Consider the following 15,186-nt stretch of genomic DNA (forward strand, 5'->3'; position numbering starts at 1 on the left):
TTGCAGACCCGTCTGCAACCGTGGGTGGAGACGGAACATCGATCCGCGCGCCGATGCTTCACCCCGGCCTGCGGACGCAGGCTGAACGGCATGAGGAACGACCATCTGAACACCGTTGTCAAACTGCTGGCCGCCTTCCTGGTGATCAGCGTGTCCACCGTCGTAGCCGTGGTGCTCATGCGCCACGACCCCGCGCTCGTCACCACGGCCGTCTGGGTCCGCACACCACTTGTCGCCGCCAGCGCGGCGGTGCTCCTGGTGCTGTCCCGGCGCGCAGCGGCGGGGCACCGCGGCTCCTTCCGCCGGCTCCGCATCATCGCCATGGTGGTGCTGGCCGCGATCGTCGCTGTCGTCGCCTGGCCCGGCGCGTTCCCGGTCTGGCTGCGCATCGAACAGGCCGTGTGCGGCGTGTTCATGGCCAGCGTCGTGGTCCGCACGAACCTTCGCGTGGTCCGGTCGGCCATGGCGGGCGGCTCAGGAGACGCGGTGGCCACTCCCGCCGCCCGCCCCTGGCCGAGACCGTGACCGGGCGGCGCCGCTCATTCGGCGCGCGTCGTGGGCGGTCGTGCGCGTGGCGGCCACCCCCAGCACGGACCCACGACCCATCCCGGCCCGGTCCGACGCGGAGACGACGGGTCAGGGCGTCCAGCGCACGCTCGGGTTCACCCGCCCGGACCAGTCGAAGACGGCCATGTTGTCCCACTGGTTTCCGGTGCCGTTGATGTTGGCCGGATCCCAGCCGTTGCCCCGCACGGCATACCAGGTCGGCTCCCAGTAGAAGACACCGATGGCTCCTGCGTTGCGAGCGGTGTTCTGGACCCAGTCGAACTCCTGGGCCTGCCCGGACCAGGTCGCGCCGATGCCGTCACAGGTCGCGTCGCCGATGGCGTTCGGCTCGCTGTCCGCGTTGATCCTGGTGAAGGGGTACGCGGTCTCCACGATCACCACCGGCTTTCCGTAGCGGCCGCGCAGGTCGACGATGTTGTTGTAAAGGTTCGCCAGGGTCCCGTGCCACATGCAGTAGTACGACAGGGCCGTCATGTCCCACTGCACACCCTGGGCGCGGATGCCGTCGTAGAACCATCGCGCGTTGGCATTGCTGTCGGCGTCGGCGGTGTGGATCATCACCGGGATGCCGCTGCCGCACGCCTTGGTCGCGTTGTAGCCCTGCTTGAGCAGGCCGGCCAGCGGGGCGAAGTCGTTGTTGACGACCTTGCCCTCGTCCCACAGCATCCCGACGTTGATCTCGTTGCCGATCTGCACGCTGTCCGGTGGGGTGCCCTGCCCGCGGAGGCTGGAGCAGACGTCGTAGGTGAACGTGTAGACGTCGGTGCGCAGTTGACTCAGGCTGTGGCCGACCCAGGCGGCCGGCTTGTACTGCTTGCCGGGGTCGGCCCAGGTGTCGGAGTAGTGAAAGTCGATGAGCACTTTGAGGCCCTTCGCCCTGGCCGCCCTCGCCTGGGCCAACACCCTGCTCTTGTTGTTGTAGCCGCTGACCGGGTTGTTCCAGACGCGCAGCCGGACGTAGTTGACGCCCACGGACTTCAGGATGTCCAACGGATCGCGGGCGACACCTCCGGCGTCGTAGTACCTGGCGCCCAGATCCAGGCTCCGCTGCAACGAGGAGACGTCGGCGCCCCGCATGCTGAGCGTGTTCGCGGCCGAGGCGGGCGTGGTCGTACCGCCGAGGGTGGTCGAGACGGCGAGAATGCCGGCCGTGACCGCCCCGAGCAGTACTCTGCGGCGGCGGTGGGGTGCGCTCACGAGGATCCTCCAATGGGGACGCGTTCAGCCCACCGCGCAGGGAGCGCCGTTGAGCGAGAAGGCGGTGGGTGGCGCGTCGCTGACGCCCCACCGTCCCTGGACGCCGAAGCTCGCGGAGCCGTTCGGCGCGAGAACGCGGTTCCAGTCGACGTTGCGGGCGGTCACGCTGGTCCCGGTCTGGCCGACCGTGGCGTTCCAGGCCGAGGTGACCTGCTGGTCTCCCGGGAAGCCGAAGGTGACGATCCAGCCGTCGATCGGTGCCGCGCCGAGGTTCTGGACCGTCACCGTGGCCACGAAGCCGCCCTGCCACTGCGACTGGTTCCGGTACGTCACCTGGCAGGTCGAGGGCGGCGGGGGCGGCGGAGTGGACGTCGTGGGCAGGGTGACCGTGTTGGACGCGATCGACACGTTGCCCGCCGCGTCCCGGGCCCGTACGTAGATCAGGTTGCGAAGCGGCGTCGACGCGGGCAGCGCCGCCGTGTACGTCGTTCCCGGCACGGTGGCGATCAGTGTCGAGCTGAACCAGCCGTCGAACTGGTAGACGTTGTATCCGAGCACGCCGACGTTGTCCGTCGACGGCGACCAGGACAGCGTGGCGGTCGAGGCGGTCACCTCGCCGACGGTCAGGTTCTGCGGGGCGCTCGGCGGGGTGCTGTCCGGGCCGGTGTCGATCAACGGGGTGACAACGGTCAGCGCGTCCGTCGAGGCCGAGCGGTGTCCGAGGCTGTCCAGGGCGGCCACCCGGAACGAGTACTGCCTGCCCGGCCGGATGTAGTTGCTGATCGTGGCGGTGGTGACGGCTCCGACGCTGGCGCTGTAGATGACGTCGTCGAACGCCTGGTAGTACGTGATGTCGTAGCCGGTGACGGCGCAGCAGCCCGGCTTGGCGGCCGTCCAGGTGAGGGTGACCGACCCGCTGCGGACTTCGCTGGCGGCCAGGTTCGTCGGCGCGCTCGGCGGGAAGGGCGAGGTGTTCGGCGTACTGGGCGCCGTGGTTGGGGCCGGCGGCACGGTGGCGGTCGGCTCCGCGGGGCCGCCGGGGGCCGGGACGATTCCGGGGTACGCGGCCGGCGGCGCGGCCCCGGCGTCGGCTGCCGGAGCGACGCTGAACGCGCTGATGAGCACCGCCGTCGACACCACGACGGCGGCCAGCAGACCCGGCCGGAGGCGGCGGATCAGCGAGGAAAGGAACACGCCTGTCATACGTCGACGATCCCGCCAGACATCGATGATCGCCAACGTATCTCACGCCTCGGTCGGCGGCCGCGCTCGGGTCTCACCCGAGTTATTGACGCCTCAACTTTCCCGCAGTAGCTTATTTCCATTCAGGAACGTCTATTTAAGAAGGTGAACCATGCTGTGGAAAACCATCGCCGTTGCCGCGTCCGTCGTAGGCGTGCTGGCCACCGCCCCCGCCGCCTCGGCGTCGACCACCCAGGCGGCAGACGGCCCCTGGGGCTCCGGGAACTGTCCGCAGGGCATGCTCTGCATCTGGCCAAACTGGAACCACCCGCCGGAGGGGCCGGTCGAGACGCCGTCCGTGCTGACCAACACCGAGTGGTCCGGCGACGCCCCGGCCTTCAACTTCTACAACTACACCTCCCGGAACGCCGAGATCACCTGGGCCTACACGTATCTCGGGACGCCGCTCACCGGCACGATCTGCGCGCGAGCCAACGGCAGTGGTGACCTGTACGTGCCCATGCACGTGACGAAGGTGAGCTGGCAGCCGCGCTCCTGCTGACCGCCCGCACGGGGGTGGGACAGCGCTGTCGGACGACTGTCACGCCGGCTCGGGTACGCCTCCGGGCTCGCCGTCGTCGGGCATCGGTTCGGTCGGCGCCTCCGGCAGTTCACTCGGCGTACCGGGAAGCAGCTCTTCGGCGGTCTCCGGAACCGGCTCGCGAGGATCGAGGGGTGGATAGACGTCCGGATCGAGCTATCTGTAAACAACCCTTGCTATTAAGCCGCATTGACGTCAATATGTGGAGGTCACGGGTCGCCGAAGCCGGGGAGTGAGCCATGAGAAGCCGTCGAATTTTCGCAGTGGTGGCCGGGGCGGCGATGACCGTCACGGCCGCCATCGCCTTCGTCCCCAGCAGCATGGCGGCCGTGTCCTCGGCCAACGCCGTCACGCTGGTCGTCTGCACCGCCCCGGCCTGGGCCGAGGGCACCACCTACCAGTCGGGCGCCCAGGTCACCTACGGCGGCCGGCTCTACCAGGCTCTGGTCACCCACACCGCGTACCCCGGCGCCGGCTGGAACCCCGCCGCGACCCCGTCGCTGTGGCGTGACCTGGGCGCCTGCTCGGGAAGCACTCCGCCGCCCACCACCCCGCCGCCCACGACCACGCCGCCGACGACCACGCCGCCCACCACGCCGCCGCCGACCACCGCTCCCCCCACCACGCCGCCGCCAACTGGCGGGACCTGCGCGGTGAAGTCGCGGCCCGCCGGCAAGGTGTTGCAGGGCTACTGGGAGAACTGGGACGGCGCCTCCAACGGCGTCCACCCTGGACTCGGCTGGATCCCGATCACCGACAACCGGCTCAACCAGCACGGCTACAACGTGATCAACGCGGCGTTCCCGGTGATCCGCTCAGACGGCACGGTCCTCTGGGAGAACGGCATGGACGCCGGCGTGAAGGTGGCCACCCCGGCCGAGATGTGCCAGGCCAAAGCCGCCGGGGCCACGATCCTGATGTCGATCGGCGGGGCCGCCGCGGGCATCGACCTGAGCTCCACCGCAGTCGCCGACCGGTTCATCGCGACGATCGTGCCGATCCTGACGGCCTACCACTTCGACGGCATCGACATCGACATCGAGACCGGCCTGACCGGTAGCGGCAACATCAACACCCTGTCGACGTCGCAGGCCAACCTGATCCGGATCATCGACGGAGTGCTGGCCCGGATGCCCTCGAACTTCGGCCTGACCATGGCACCGGAAACCGCCTACGTCACCGGCGGCAGCGTGGTCTACGGCTCGATCTGGGGCTCGTACCTGCCGATCATCAAGAAGTACGTGGACAACGGTCGGCTCTGGTGGCTGAACATGCAGTACTACAACGGCAGCATGTACGGCTGCGCCGGCGACTCGTACCCCGCCGGCACCGTGCAGGGCTTCACGGTGCAGACGCAGTGCCTGAACAACGGCCTCACCATCGGGGGCACCACCATCCGCGTGCCGTACGACAAGCAGGTCCCGGGCCTGCCCGCGCAGAACGGGGCGGGCGGCGGCTACATGTCGACGTCGCTGGTCACGCAGGCGTACAACAGCGTCCCCGGCATCAAGGGCCTGATGACCTGGTCGGCGAACTGGGACGGGTCGAAGGGCTGGACCTTCGGCGACAACGTGAAGCGCCTGCAGGGCCGCTGACGGGAGTGCTGGCGCCGGGCCCACCGCCAGCCGGCCTCCCGACGGCGCGAGGCCCGGCAAGCCGTCGTCGATCACCATCAGCCGCCGGTCGGCGTCCGTGTGAGCGTGTCGCTGGACGAATGTGCTGGTGAGGGGACGGCTAGCTGGGAGCGGTACCAGTCGGGGCAAAATTCAACCCTCCCGATCGCTAGACTCGCCGCAACCCGGCACCGCCCGCAGACCTCAGCCTGCGCCCGTCCCGATCGAATGGAGACGCCTGTGACCCGCGACAAGGCGGCACCCCCTGGCATCGACCCCAGCATTCCCAGCGTGGCCCGGGTCTATGACTTCTTCCTTGGCGGCAAGGACAACTTCGAGGTCGACCGACAGGTCGCCGAGCACGCCCTGCGGATCACGCCCGATGGGCCGGCAGCGGGTCAGGCGAACCGGGCCTTTCTGCGTCGCGTGATTCGCTTCCTCGTCACCGAGGCGGGCATCGACCAGTTCCTCGACATCGGATCGGGGCTGCCCACCCAGGGCAACGTGCACGAGGTCGCCACCGAGCAGAACCCGAAGGCTCAGGTGGTGTACGTGGACAATGATCCGATCGTCCTGGCCCACGGGCGGGCCCTGCTCGCCAGGGAGGGCACCGCGACGGTGATCCAGGCGGACATCCGGGCGCCGCAGGAGATCCTCAACCATCCAGACGTACGTCGGTTCCTCGACTTCGACCGGCCGATCGGCCTGTTGCTCTTCGCGATCCTGCACCACCTCGGTGACGACGAGGATCCGCGAGCGGTGGCGGCGGCGTTGATCGACGCGCTGCCCTCCGGCAGCTATGTGGCGATCTCGCACTTCCGCGACCCGGGTGAGCGAGACCCCGAAGGCTCCCGCAAGGCCCGCGAGGTCGAGCGGGTCTTCAACGAGTCGCTGGGCACCGGCCGCTGGCGTACGGACGAGGAGATCCTCTCGTTCGCCGATGGGCTGACGCTGGTGGAGCCGGGGCTGGTGCCGCTGGCCGAGTGGCGGCCGGAGCCGGGTACGCCCGCTCCGATGCAGACCGACACCTATCACACCTTCGTCGGGCTCCTCGCCCACAAACCGTAGGCTCCGTTTCCGGTGCGGTCCGTCGGCGCGAGCGCGTCCCGCCGACGGACGCGCCGGACGGTTCCGACCCGGGCGAGACGATGCCCCCGCCAGCGGAACCCCGTGGCTCCGGGTGCTCCCGGAACCACGGGGTCAGTGCTGCGACGGAGTCCTAGGTGGCAACCCATTCCAGCGCGCCGCACCAGGAGAGCGTGTGGTCGTTGAGGTCGACAATGCACACCTTGAAGTAGATGAAGAGGCCCTCCTCGAAGCTCTTGTTGAGGCTCGTCCAGCCGGCGGCCTTGCCCTGGTCGGCGTAGATGTAGCCCTCGCGGGGCTTGTCGTACATGGTCCGGTGGGTCCAGTGGATGACGACGGGCTCGTCGTCGGCGTCGGTGTCCCGCAGCCAGAACCACTCGCCGTACCCCTCGAAACACCCCTTTCCGACGAAGGCCACGTCGCTACAGACTGCGTCCTGGCCCGGGCTGTCCGACGTCACGCGCGCGCTGCCAGCCGTCGGCGACGGACGCCGGAGCGGTCAGAGCGGTCAACGCGAGCACCACCCCCGCGACCGCGCTCGCGACCAACCGTGAAACACGCATGGCGTTGCGGTGACCGGGCGGGCGGGCGCATGCGTCCCGCCCGGCCGGGTCGGGGTACGACTCCGGACGGGCGGGCGTAAGGATGTGGGCATGAGTTCGCCACAGCCCGTCGTCGATCCCGGGCCCGAGCCGCACACGACCACGGGCGGCCCGGATCACCGCTACCTGCTCGACAATGCCCGGCGTGAGGCGGGCGAGCGGTTCAGCTGGCTGGCCGAGCTGTTCGACGGTGTCACGCGTGGGCACTTCGACCGGCTCGGGCTGAGGGCGGGCTGGCGCTGCTGGGAAGTCGGCGCCGGGGGACCCAGCATTCCCGAGGCCCTGGCCACGGCCGTCGGACCAACCGGCTACGTGCTGGCCACGGACATCAATCCGGCCTGGTTGGACCCGCACGGCGGGTACGAGGTGCTTCGGCACGACGTCGTCGGGGACCCGCCGCCGCAGTCCGGCACATTTGACCTGGTACACGCGCGGCTCGTACTCGTTCACGTGCCTGACCGTGCCCGGGCGTTGGCGACGATGGTGGCGGCGCTGCGGCCCGGCGGCTGGTTGTTGATCGAGGATGCCGACACCGAGTTGCAGCCGCTGGCCTGCCTCGATGAGGTCGGTCCGGCGCAGCGGCGTGCCAACCGGCTGCGGCGTGCCGTCCGGGAGTTGATGACGCGCCGCGGGGCCGATCTGCGCTACGGCCGTACGCTGCCGCAGTCGTTGCGTGCGGCGGGCCTGGTCGATGTGGCGGCGGCCGGCTGCTTCCCGGTCGGTGGGGTTGCCTGTGACCGGCTGGAGATCGCGACGGTGCGCATGGTCCGCCCCGAGTTGCTCGCCGCCGGGCTGGCCGACGACGCCGAGATCGACGCGCACCTGGCGGCCGTCGATGCCGGCGAACTCGACCTCACCCTCGCGCCACTGATTTCGGCATGGGGACGCCGTCCAGGCTGAGCGGCCTGCCTGACCTTCTGGATGCACCTGGGCGGGAGCACCCACCATGTCGTAGCGGCATCGGACCACCCGATCGAGGTGGATCAGAACTGGCGAACAAGTGCAGGTGCGGCGTGTGACATCGGGCCTTGTGGTCTTGTGGCGGACGCAGTTGACGGTGGGACGACCGCCACCGGATGATCCAGCGATGTGTCGCTCGGGTTAGCGAACAGAGACGCTGGTCCTGATGGACAACCTAATCGCCGAGTCCACGGCCCTGTTCATCCCCACCGGTGTCTACCCCTTCCCGGGCGGAGGTGAGAGGGCGTGGAAGGCGATTCACGGCCCGGCCACGATCCCGCTGCCCCAGCTCGGTTGGAAATCCCTGGGGATATTGGAACTCACCGCGCTGCCGACCATCCGAGAGGAGAACTGGGTCCCGGCCGTCCGGCAGGCCGATGCCCTCCTCGTCTGGGGCGGCGATGTGCTCTACCTGACCTACTGGCTGCGCCAGTCGGGCCTGGCCGACCTCCTACCGTCGCTGAGTGACACGGTTTACGTCGGGGTCAGCGCCGGGAGCATCGCGGTCACCCCGTACAACTGCGACGCCGAATTCGACCTTGAATTCGTCCCGGACGGCAGCGACATGGCGCACGGTGCCGACCGGGCGCTGGGGCTGGTGAATTTCACGCTGTACCCCCACCTCAATCATCCGGACATGGAGGACACCGAGCTGTCCAACATCCAGAAGTGGGCGTCCGGTATCCCGGTCCCGACTTACGCCATCGACGACAACACCGCCATCAAGGTGGTCGATGGCGTCGTTGACGTCATCTCCGAAGGCGACTGGAGACTGATCAACCCCTGACGATGTCGAGCAGCTTGTGTCGGTAGGCCACGTCGGCCAGCGGCCCGACAGAGGCTCCAGCTCGGCGCTCAGCTGGCGGTCGCCTCGCGCTGGATTCGCTCGAATTGAGCGGCCATCGCGGCAGCCAGGGCCTGCGCGGCGGATAGCGGACGAACCATGACCGTCAACTCATCGATCAAGCCGCTCTCATCCAGGTGCAGGAAGTCACAGCCCTCGACGGCGACGTCGCCCATCCGCGCCTCGAATACCAGCGCGTGATCGCGACCGCCCTCGCCGCTCAGCTCACGGACGTACCGGAAGTCCTCGAACACCCGCAGCACGCCCCGCAGGATCGCGGCGGTGATGGCCTTGCCCGGATAGGGCTTGAACGCCACCGGGCTGCGAAACAGCACGTTGTCGGCCAGGGCCGCCTCAAGGGCATCGGGGTCACGTGCGTCAACCGCCGCGCGAAAGTCGATCACCACGCCAGCGTACGGGCCTTTGCACGCGGAGTTTCCAGGGACGTGGCAGCAAGGGAACTGGTCATGTCAGGCACGTCCCGTCGTAGTATTCCGGCGCTCCCAACTGGCCGCCGACCCCCCGCAGACCGAGCGCCGGTACCCGGTCTGCGGCAGCGCCTCGGCCTTGTGCGACAGGCGCAGTCGCACTCAGGCCGACATGGTGCTCGCTGGTGTCGGGCTCGGCCCGCGAGGTCGGTCACCGGCGTTGCCGGCGGGGCATGAGCGGTCACCCGACGCGGATCTGGTCTGCACTCTGGGCGACGGCTATGGTTTGGGCATGCACGATCGACGCGGCCTTCGGCGCGTCGGCGAGCGGGTGCCGCTGCCGACGATGCTGCTGCTTGCCGTGCTCGTACTGGTGCTCTCTGCCACCCGGTCGATCGGGCTGTGCATCGTGTTCCGTTCCGCACGGCGGGCGATCCCCGGTTGTGTGCCCGCTTGGTCGGCGGATCGTGCTCCCCCGCGCCATGCGCGGGGCCTCGCCTGATCCACTCGCCCCGCTCGCGCCGGTCCCATCGTTCCCCCGGCTGGCCGCCGTGACCGGCCAGCAGCGCTGTCACCGCGCCCCCGCACTTGGCCTCGCCACACTCGCCGGCCTGCGCCGCTACGCGAATCCGCCACCCTGCCCGCTGGAGTCCCCATGATTGTCGAACTGACCCCGCTGCCCGGTATCGGGGTACGCCGCATGTTCACCACCGCTGACGGCCGCCGCGTGGGCGTGGTCACGCACCGTCCAAGCGGCCGGCGAGATCTCGTCTACGAGTCCCCCGACGACCCCGACGCCGCCTGCTCTTTGACCCTGACCCGCTCCGAGGCGGTGACCCTTGCCAGACTCCTGGGAATCCTTGACGTCCTGGACGTCGCCACCGTGGCGGAGTCATCTCCTGCGTGACGGTCTGTGGCTGCCGTGCCCACCGAGGCACGGCAGCCACACCGCGATTCAGCCGTTCTGCTTTGCCTGGCAGGACACGCAGAACTGCGCGTGCGGAAGGATTTCGAGCCGCTCGGCCGGAATGTTCTGGCCACACTTCTTGCAGGCACCGTAGGTGCCGTCGCTGATGCGGCTCAGCGCACCGGTGATCTGCTCGATGTTGCGGCGGGTGGCCATCAGCAGCGCGGCCCGGTGGTGGGCCTCGCTCGGGTCGCCGGTGTCCGCGTTGAGCTCGGTCAGTTCCCGCAGCCGAGCCGTCTGCGTGGCGAAGTCTTCCGCCAGGGACGCTCGCAGATCAGCCAGCCAGCCCTGGTCGACGGTTCGATGATCGACGGTCATGGTCTACCTCTACCTTTCGAAGGAAAAAAGAAAAGGGCCGAAGCTGGATAGCTTCGCCCTGGCGGTCGTTCCGTGATGCAAACGATTCCGCGGGGGGCCTCGGCCGGTTCGAGTCTGGTTCCACAACCGGGACGTGGGCGCGAGGTGCAGCACGCGGACAACTGGCACCCGCATCCCGACCATCCGGCACGCCGCCGTCGCCACGTGGGCAGCCTCGACTGCCGACACACCGGTGACGGCAGGAGAGCGGAACGTCACCGGGGGCATGTCTCAACCATAGGCGGCGACCGCAGTAATGCCAACGCCTGCGCGAGGCCTGGCTCCTGCCATGATCAGCCTCGGCAGCCCTGTCCTGGTCGGGCACGCCACCCGTGTCGTCGATCTGGACAAACCGCGCAGCGCTGGACATGCCGTCGCCGGTCTTCGCGCCCATCGCGGCGGTCGGAACGATCGTCGCGACCCTCGGAGGGGTCATTCCTCCGGCGCGATCAACCGGTCGTCGGTGGCGTCGCGGACCGTGATCGCTTCCACCGGGCACGAGTCGGCGGCGTCGAGGATGACCTCGGCCGGGGCGACGACGTCGGCCAGCGGCTCGGACAGGCCGCCCACCAGGCGAAAGTGCTCGGGCGCGGTACCGGCGCAGATGCTCGTGCCGATGCAGCGGCGCGAGTCCACCCCGATCCGCCACGCGGTACTCACCAGGCCACCGGCATGCCGAGCAGGCCCCGCACCAACATGCCCCGCTTCCACTCCAATTCGGCTTCCGGTACGGCGAGCCGCAATCCGGGCAGGCGAGTCACGAGGGTGGCGACGGCGACCTGCAACTCCATACGGGCCAGTTGGGCGCCGACGCAGTGGTGTACGCCGTGCCCGAAGCCCAGGTGCGGGTTGTGCTCGCGGTCGAAGTTGAGCTGGTCCGGGTCGGCGAAGACGGTGCCGTCCCGATTCGCCGACGACAGTGAGCCGAGAACCGGCTCACCTGCCCGGACCAGCACCCCGCCGACCTCGACGTCCTCCTTGGCATACCTGGCGAAGGAGGAGCCGACGCCGAGCGGCACGAACCGCAACAGTTCCTCGACCGCGGCCGGCACCAGCGACGGGTCGGCCCGTAGCCGGGCGAACTGGTCCGGATTGTGCAGCAGGACGTAGACGAAGTTGGGGATCTGGGTCACCGTGGTCTCGTGGCCGGCCGCGAGCAGCCCTCCGGCCAGCTCCACCAGCTCGGTCTCGCTGAGCCGATCCTGATTTTCGTCGCGGGCCCGCACCAACGCGCCGAGCAGGTCGTCGATCCCCGGCTCGCGGCGGCGCTCGGCGACCAGATCACCGATGTAGCCCCAGAGATTGTTCAGGTACTCCTGGATCGTTTCCACGGGCAGCGAGGTGGTCGAGACGATCGCCTCGGACCAGATGTGAAAGCGGTCGCGATCGGCGTACGGGACCCCGAGCAGCTCGCAGATCACCTGGATCGGCAGCGGCGTGGCGACGTGCTCCACCAGGTCGGCCGGAGGACCGAGCCGGACCATGTCGTCGACCAGCGCGTCGGCGATCTCCTGGGTTCGGGGTCGCAGCGCCTCGACCCGACGTGCCGTGAACGCCTTCGCCACGAGCCGGCGCAGCCGAGTGTGCTCGGGCGGGTCCATGGTCAGCATGCCGCTGTACTGCTGGCGCGGGGTGAGCCTGGGCTCGTCGCGCTGGACGGCTGGGGCGCGGCCGAACCGCACGTCGCCGAGGACCGTACGGACGTCCTCGTACCGGGTGGCGAGCCACGCCTCCTCGCCGTAGGGGAGCTGCACCCGGGTCATCGGCTCGTTCTCGCGCAGCTCGCCATAGGTCGGATCGACGGCGAGGCGGTCGGGCAGACTGAACGGGTACGGCCGCGCGGGCGGAACGGTCCGACTCTCGGTGGTCTGCGCGCTCTCGGTCATCCGGATTCCCTTCGTCGAGACGGCGTGATCCTCAAGCCGGGCACCACGTTCGTAGCGGCGCCGGACTGGCAACGTCCAGGGCTTGCGAACAGCGCGCATCAACGTTCAGTAACCTGTCGATATCGGATCGTAGCGACAGATGTCGATGATCGCCATGGAGGCTGGGCAGCTTCCCTACGCCACAGCCGCACCAACCAACAGCTCAACGTCTTCGCGCTCACCGCGCACCTGTTGCCGCCGCTGCGGGTCACCGGGTGCGGTGCCAGCCGTGCCGGGAGCAGCGACAGGCGCCCACTTCGGACAACGCGCCCGTTGACTCGGAGCCAGGGAAGCGAAAGGCTGTGGAAGCGCTCCCATTTACAGGCACCTATTGGAGAGGAATGTTCGTGCGTCCCACCACCGCTCTACTCCCGGTCGTGCTCGCCACGGCCCTCGGCGGTCTGGCACTGCCGGAGCCCGCCCTGGCCGCGGCCGGCCCGGCGCTGGCCGTCGACACCACCGCCGCCCGGCACCAGATCAGCCCGTACGTCTACGGCATGAACTTCGCCGACCAGGCCCTCGCCCGCGACCTGCGGCTGCCGGTGCACCGCTACGGCGGCAACGCCACCACCCGCTACAACTTCCGTGCCGACACCACCAACCGCGCGGCGGACTGGTACTTCGAGAACATCCCCAACGACAACCCGAGTCCGGACGACCTCCCGGAGGGCTCGGAGAGCGACCGGTTCGTGCAGGAGAACAAGGCCACCGGCGCGGCCACGGTCATGACAGTGCCGATGCTCGGTTGGATCGCCAAGGACCGGTCGCGCGCGTGCGGCTTCAGCGTCGCCAAGTACGGCCCGCAGGAGTCCACCGATCCCTGGGCACCGGACTGCGGCAACGGCAAGAAGCCAGACGGGTCACTTGTCACCGGCAACGATCCGAAGGACACCAGCGTCGCTGTCGGCCCGGAGTACGTCACCGACTTCGTCAACCACCTCAAGGGGCAGTTCGGCGCCGCCGCCGACGGCGGGGTCCAGTTCTACAACCTGGACAACGAGCCGGACCTGTGGCAATCCACCCACCGCGACGTCCGCCCGACCGGGATGGGCTACGACGAGCTACGCGACCGCACCTACGCGTACGCCGCCGCGATCAAGGCCGCCGACCCCGGTGCGAAGACGCTCGGCCCCGTCGGCTGGGGCCTGAACTCGATCTTCTACTCGGGCCTCGACCAGGACACCTGCTCGCGTACCGGCTGCTGGTCGAACCCACCGGACAAGGCCGCGCACGGCGGCCAGGACCTCGGCCCGTGGTATCTGGACCGGATGCGCGAGTACGAGCAGCAGCACGGCACCCGCATCCTCGACTACTTCGACGTCCACCTCTACCCGCAGCAGTCCGGCGTGCTCGGCGACGCGGCCGGCGACGCCACCACCCAGGCGCTGCGGCTGCGCTCGACCCGCCAACTCTGGGACCCGACCTACGTGGACGAGAGCTGGATCAACCAGCCCGTCCGGTTCATCCCGCGCCTGCGCGAGCTGGTCGACCAGCACTACCCGGGTACGAAGGTCGCGATGACCGAGTACAACTGGGGCGCCTTCGGCTCGCTCAACGGCGCGCTCGCCCAGGCTGACGTCCTTGGCATCTTCGGCCGCGAAGGGCTCGACCTGGCGACCCTCTGGACCGCGCCCACGGCCGACCAGCCGGTGGCCAACGCCTTCCGCGTCTACCGCAACTACGACGGCAAGGGCGGCGCGTTCGGCGAGACGTCCGTCAAGGCGACCAGCGGCGACCAGGGCAAGCTGGCCGTGTACGCCGCCGAGCGCAGCGCCGACAAGGCGCTCACCGTGGTCGTCGTCAACAAGACCGGCGACGACCTGACCAGCCCGGTCGCCCTCACCGGTGCCTCCGCCAGCACCGCTCAGGTCTACCGCTACAGCGGGGCGAATCTCGCCGGCGTCGTCCGGGAGGCCGACCTGCCGGTGACCGCCGCCGGCCTCACGGCCACCTTCCCGGCCAACTCGATCACCCACCTGGTGCTGCCGCGCGGCACCACGCCCGGCGACACCCAGGCGCCGAGCGCTCCGGGCAAGCCGACCGCCGGCACGATCACCGGCGACAGCATCGCGCTGGCCTGGACGCCGTCCACCGACGACACCGCCGTCACCAGCTACGACGTGCACCGGGTCGACACCACCGGCACCGTGAAGGTGGGCAGCGCCACCGGCACCACGTACACCGTGACCGGGCTGACGCCGGACACCCCGTACACCTTCGTGGTGACCGCCCGCGACGCGGCGGGCAACGTCTCGGCGGCCTCGCCCGGCCTGACCGTGCGGACAGCGCCCACCGCCCCGGCCCTCGGCTGCAGCGTCGGATACACGGCGAACAGTTGGCCCGGCGGCTTCACCGCGACCGTGACGATCAAGAACACCGGCACCACCGCTTTCGACGGCTGGAAACTCAGCTTCGACTTTCCCACCGCCGGTCAGAAGGTCAGCCAGGGCTGGTCGGCCACCTGGAGACAGAACGGCACGAGCGTCACCGCGGACAGCATGAGCTGGAACGGCAGACTCGCCCCCGGCGCGTCCACCAGTACCGGCTTCAACGGCACGTGGAGCGGCACCAATCCGCCGCCAGCCGCCTTCACCCTCAACGGTCAACGCTGCGGGTGACCTGAGAGATCCCTACTGAGATCGACCCGTGGGGCAGGCCGAGGGGTCCGGGGCGCAGCGGCACCCCGGACCCCTCACTCTCAAGTGGCGTCCCGGCACCTGATCTCGTGGGTCTGTGCCTGTGGAGCCGGCGGTCGACTTTCCGGGCCAGGTGGCCTGCAGCGCTGGGGCCTGTCCCGCATCTTCGGCATCACCGTCCACCTCGGCGTCCCCGCCCACCTCCCTGCGTACACCACCGC

The 15,186-nt window shown here is 69.3% G+C and carries 16 protein-coding genes; 9 read left to right on the forward strand and 7 right to left on the reverse strand.

What is annotated here, in order from left to right; translation table 11 throughout:
* The first annotated feature begins 90 nt into the window (after positions 1-90).
* Positions 91-525 carry a hypothetical protein gene (locus OG505_RS17685; protein WP_405425827.1) on the forward strand — a complete coding sequence of 145 codons (435 nt, stop codon included), beginning with the start codon at positions 91-93 and terminating at the stop codon, positions 523-525.
* Between the two features lie 111 nt (positions 526-636).
* On the opposite strand, the gene OG505_RS17690 is transcribed toward OG505_RS17685, so the two are convergent.
* Together OG505_RS17690 and OG505_RS17695 are read right to left on the reverse strand one after the other, a co-directional pair.
* Positions 637-1,764, reverse strand: coding sequence for an arabinogalactan endo-beta-1,4-galactanase (locus OG505_RS17690; RefSeq protein WP_405425829.1), 1,128 nt, complete (start codon positions 1,762-1,764; stop codon positions 637-639).
* Positions 1,765-1,788: 24 nt separating this feature from the next.
* On the reverse strand, positions 1,789-2,967 hold the full coding sequence (locus OG505_RS17695) for a cellulose binding domain-containing protein (RefSeq protein WP_405425831.1): 1,179 nt from the start codon (positions 2,965-2,967) through the stop codon (positions 1,789-1,791).
* A gap of 151 nt (positions 2,968-3,118) precedes the next feature.
* Here OG505_RS17695 and OG505_RS17700 point away from each other — a divergent pair, with 151 nt between their 5' ends.
* The 3 genes from OG505_RS17700 to OG505_RS17710 all read left to right on the forward strand — a co-directional run bounded on the left by OG505_RS17700 (position 3,119) and on the right by OG505_RS17710 (position 6,228).
* Entirely contained in the window at positions 3,119-3,508 is a 390-nt protein-coding gene (locus OG505_RS17700) for a hypothetical protein (protein ID WP_405425832.1), read from the forward strand.
* Between the two features lie 278 nt (positions 3,509-3,786).
* Positions 3,787-5,142, forward strand: coding sequence for a carbohydrate-binding protein (locus OG505_RS17705; protein WP_405425834.1), 1,356 nt, complete (start codon positions 3,787-3,789; stop codon positions 5,140-5,142).
* A 258-nt stretch (positions 5,143-5,400) separates the two neighbouring features.
* Positions 5,401-6,228, forward strand: coding sequence for an SAM-dependent methyltransferase (locus tag OG505_RS17710; RefSeq protein ID WP_405425836.1), 828 nt, complete (start codon positions 5,401-5,403; stop codon positions 6,226-6,228).
* A gap of 151 nt (positions 6,229-6,379) precedes the next feature.
* Here OG505_RS17710 and OG505_RS17715 read toward each other — a convergent pair whose 3' ends face one another.
* Positions 6,380-6,664 carry a hypothetical protein gene (locus tag OG505_RS17715; RefSeq protein ID WP_405425838.1) on the reverse strand — a complete coding sequence of 95 codons (285 nt, stop codon included), beginning with the start codon at positions 6,662-6,664 and terminating at the stop codon, positions 6,380-6,382.
* Between the two features lie 235 nt (positions 6,665-6,899).
* Here OG505_RS17715 and OG505_RS17720 point away from each other — a divergent pair, with 235 nt between their 5' ends.
* Positions 6,900-7,748, forward strand: coding sequence for a methyltransferase domain-containing protein (locus OG505_RS17720; RefSeq protein ID WP_405425840.1), 849 nt, complete (start codon positions 6,900-6,902; stop codon positions 7,746-7,748).
* A 226-nt stretch (positions 7,749-7,974) separates the two neighbouring features.
* Positions 7,975-8,595, forward strand: coding sequence for a Type 1 glutamine amidotransferase-like domain-containing protein (locus tag OG505_RS17725; RefSeq protein WP_405425841.1), 621 nt, complete (start codon positions 7,975-7,977; stop codon positions 8,593-8,595).
* 68 nt (positions 8,596-8,663) lie between these two features.
* Here the strand turns inward: OG505_RS17725 and OG505_RS17730 are convergent, their stop codons facing one another.
* Entirely contained in the window at positions 8,664-9,056 is a 393-nt protein-coding gene (locus OG505_RS17730; RefSeq protein WP_405425843.1) for a nuclear transport factor 2 family protein, read from the reverse strand.
* Between the two features lie 316 nt (positions 9,057-9,372).
* Between OG505_RS17730 and OG505_RS17735 the strand changes: the two genes are divergently transcribed.
* Together OG505_RS17735 and OG505_RS17740 are read left to right on the forward strand one after the other, a co-directional pair.
* Positions 9,373-9,582, forward strand: coding sequence for a hypothetical protein (locus tag OG505_RS17735; RefSeq protein ID WP_405425845.1), 210 nt, complete (start codon positions 9,373-9,375; stop codon positions 9,580-9,582).
* A 153-nt stretch (positions 9,583-9,735) separates the two neighbouring features.
* Positions 9,736-9,987: a potassium transporter TrkA gene (locus tag OG505_RS17740; protein ID WP_405425847.1), complete on the forward strand. Its 252-nt coding sequence runs from the start codon at positions 9,736-9,738 to the stop codon at positions 9,985-9,987.
* A gap of 48 nt (positions 9,988-10,035) precedes the next feature.
* Here the strand turns inward: OG505_RS17740 and OG505_RS17745 are convergent, their stop codons facing one another.
* The 3 genes from OG505_RS17745 to OG505_RS17755 all read right to left on the reverse strand — a co-directional run bounded on the left by OG505_RS17745 (position 10,036) and on the right by OG505_RS17755 (position 12,290).
* Positions 10,036-10,365 (reverse strand): TraR/DksA family transcriptional regulator, encoded by a 330-nt coding sequence (locus OG505_RS17745; protein ID WP_405425849.1) that lies wholly within the window; start codon positions 10,363-10,365, stop codon positions 10,036-10,038.
* A 471-nt stretch (positions 10,366-10,836) separates the two neighbouring features.
* Complete coding sequence (locus OG505_RS17750) at positions 10,837-11,064, reverse strand: ferredoxin (RefSeq protein ID WP_124772925.1); 228 nt, start codon at positions 11,062-11,064, stop codon at positions 10,837-10,839.
* Positions 11,061-12,290: a cytochrome P450 gene (locus OG505_RS17755; protein WP_405425851.1), complete on the reverse strand. Its 1,230-nt coding sequence runs from the start codon at positions 12,288-12,290 to the stop codon at positions 11,061-11,063. Before OG505_RS17755 ends, OG505_RS17750 begins: the two co-directional genes overlap by 4 nt.
* Before the next feature lie 380 nt (positions 12,291-12,670).
* On the opposite strand from OG505_RS17755, the gene OG505_RS17760 reads away from it, so the two are divergent.
* Positions 12,671-14,947: a glycoside hydrolase family 44 protein gene (locus OG505_RS17760; RefSeq protein ID WP_405425853.1), complete on the forward strand. Its 2,277-nt coding sequence runs from the start codon at positions 12,671-12,673 to the stop codon at positions 14,945-14,947.
* Positions 14,948-15,186: the final 239 nt, after the last annotated feature.

Origin of the sequence: Micromonospora sp. NBC_00617 (assembly GCF_045161355.1) — a bacterium.
Classification (GTDB): Bacteria; Actinomycetota; Actinomycetes; order Mycobacteriales; family Micromonosporaceae; genus Micromonospora.

Coding starts and splice junctions, on each gene's coding strand:
- OG505_RS17700 (WP_405425832.1), top strand. CDS start 3,119: ATGCTGTGGAAAACCATCGCCGTTGCCGCGTCCGTCGTAGGCGTGCTG.
- OG505_RS17735 (WP_405425845.1), top strand. CDS start 9,373: ATGCACGATCGACGCGGCCTTCGGCGCGTCGGCGAGCGGGTGCCGCTG.
- OG505_RS17705 (WP_405425834.1), top strand. CDS start 3,787: ATGAGAAGCCGTCGAATTTTCGCAGTGGTGGCCGGGGCGGCGATGACC.
- OG505_RS17755 (WP_405425851.1), bottom strand. CDS start 12,290: ATGACCGAGAGCGCGCAGACCACCGAGAGTCGGACCGTTCCGCCCGCG.
- OG505_RS17745 (WP_405425849.1), bottom strand. CDS start 10,365: ATGACCGTCGATCATCGAACCGTCGACCAGGGCTGGCTGGCTGATCTG.
- OG505_RS17760 (WP_405425853.1), top strand. CDS start 12,671: ATGTTCGTGCGTCCCACCACCGCTCTACTCCCGGTCGTGCTCGCCACG.
- OG505_RS17720 (WP_405425840.1), top strand. CDS start 6,900: ATGAGTTCGCCACAGCCCGTCGTCGATCCCGGGCCCGAGCCGCACACG.
- OG505_RS17725 (WP_405425841.1), top strand. CDS start 7,975: ATGGACAACCTAATCGCCGAGTCCACGGCCCTGTTCATCCCCACCGGT.
- OG505_RS17740 (WP_405425847.1), top strand. CDS start 9,736: ATGATTGTCGAACTGACCCCGCTGCCCGGTATCGGGGTACGCCGCATG.
- OG505_RS17685 (WP_405425827.1), top strand. CDS start 91: ATGAGGAACGACCATCTGAACACCGTTGTCAAACTGCTGGCCGCCTTC.
- OG505_RS17695 (WP_405425831.1), bottom strand. CDS start 2,967: ATGACAGGCGTGTTCCTTTCCTCGCTGATCCGCCGCCTCCGGCCGGGT.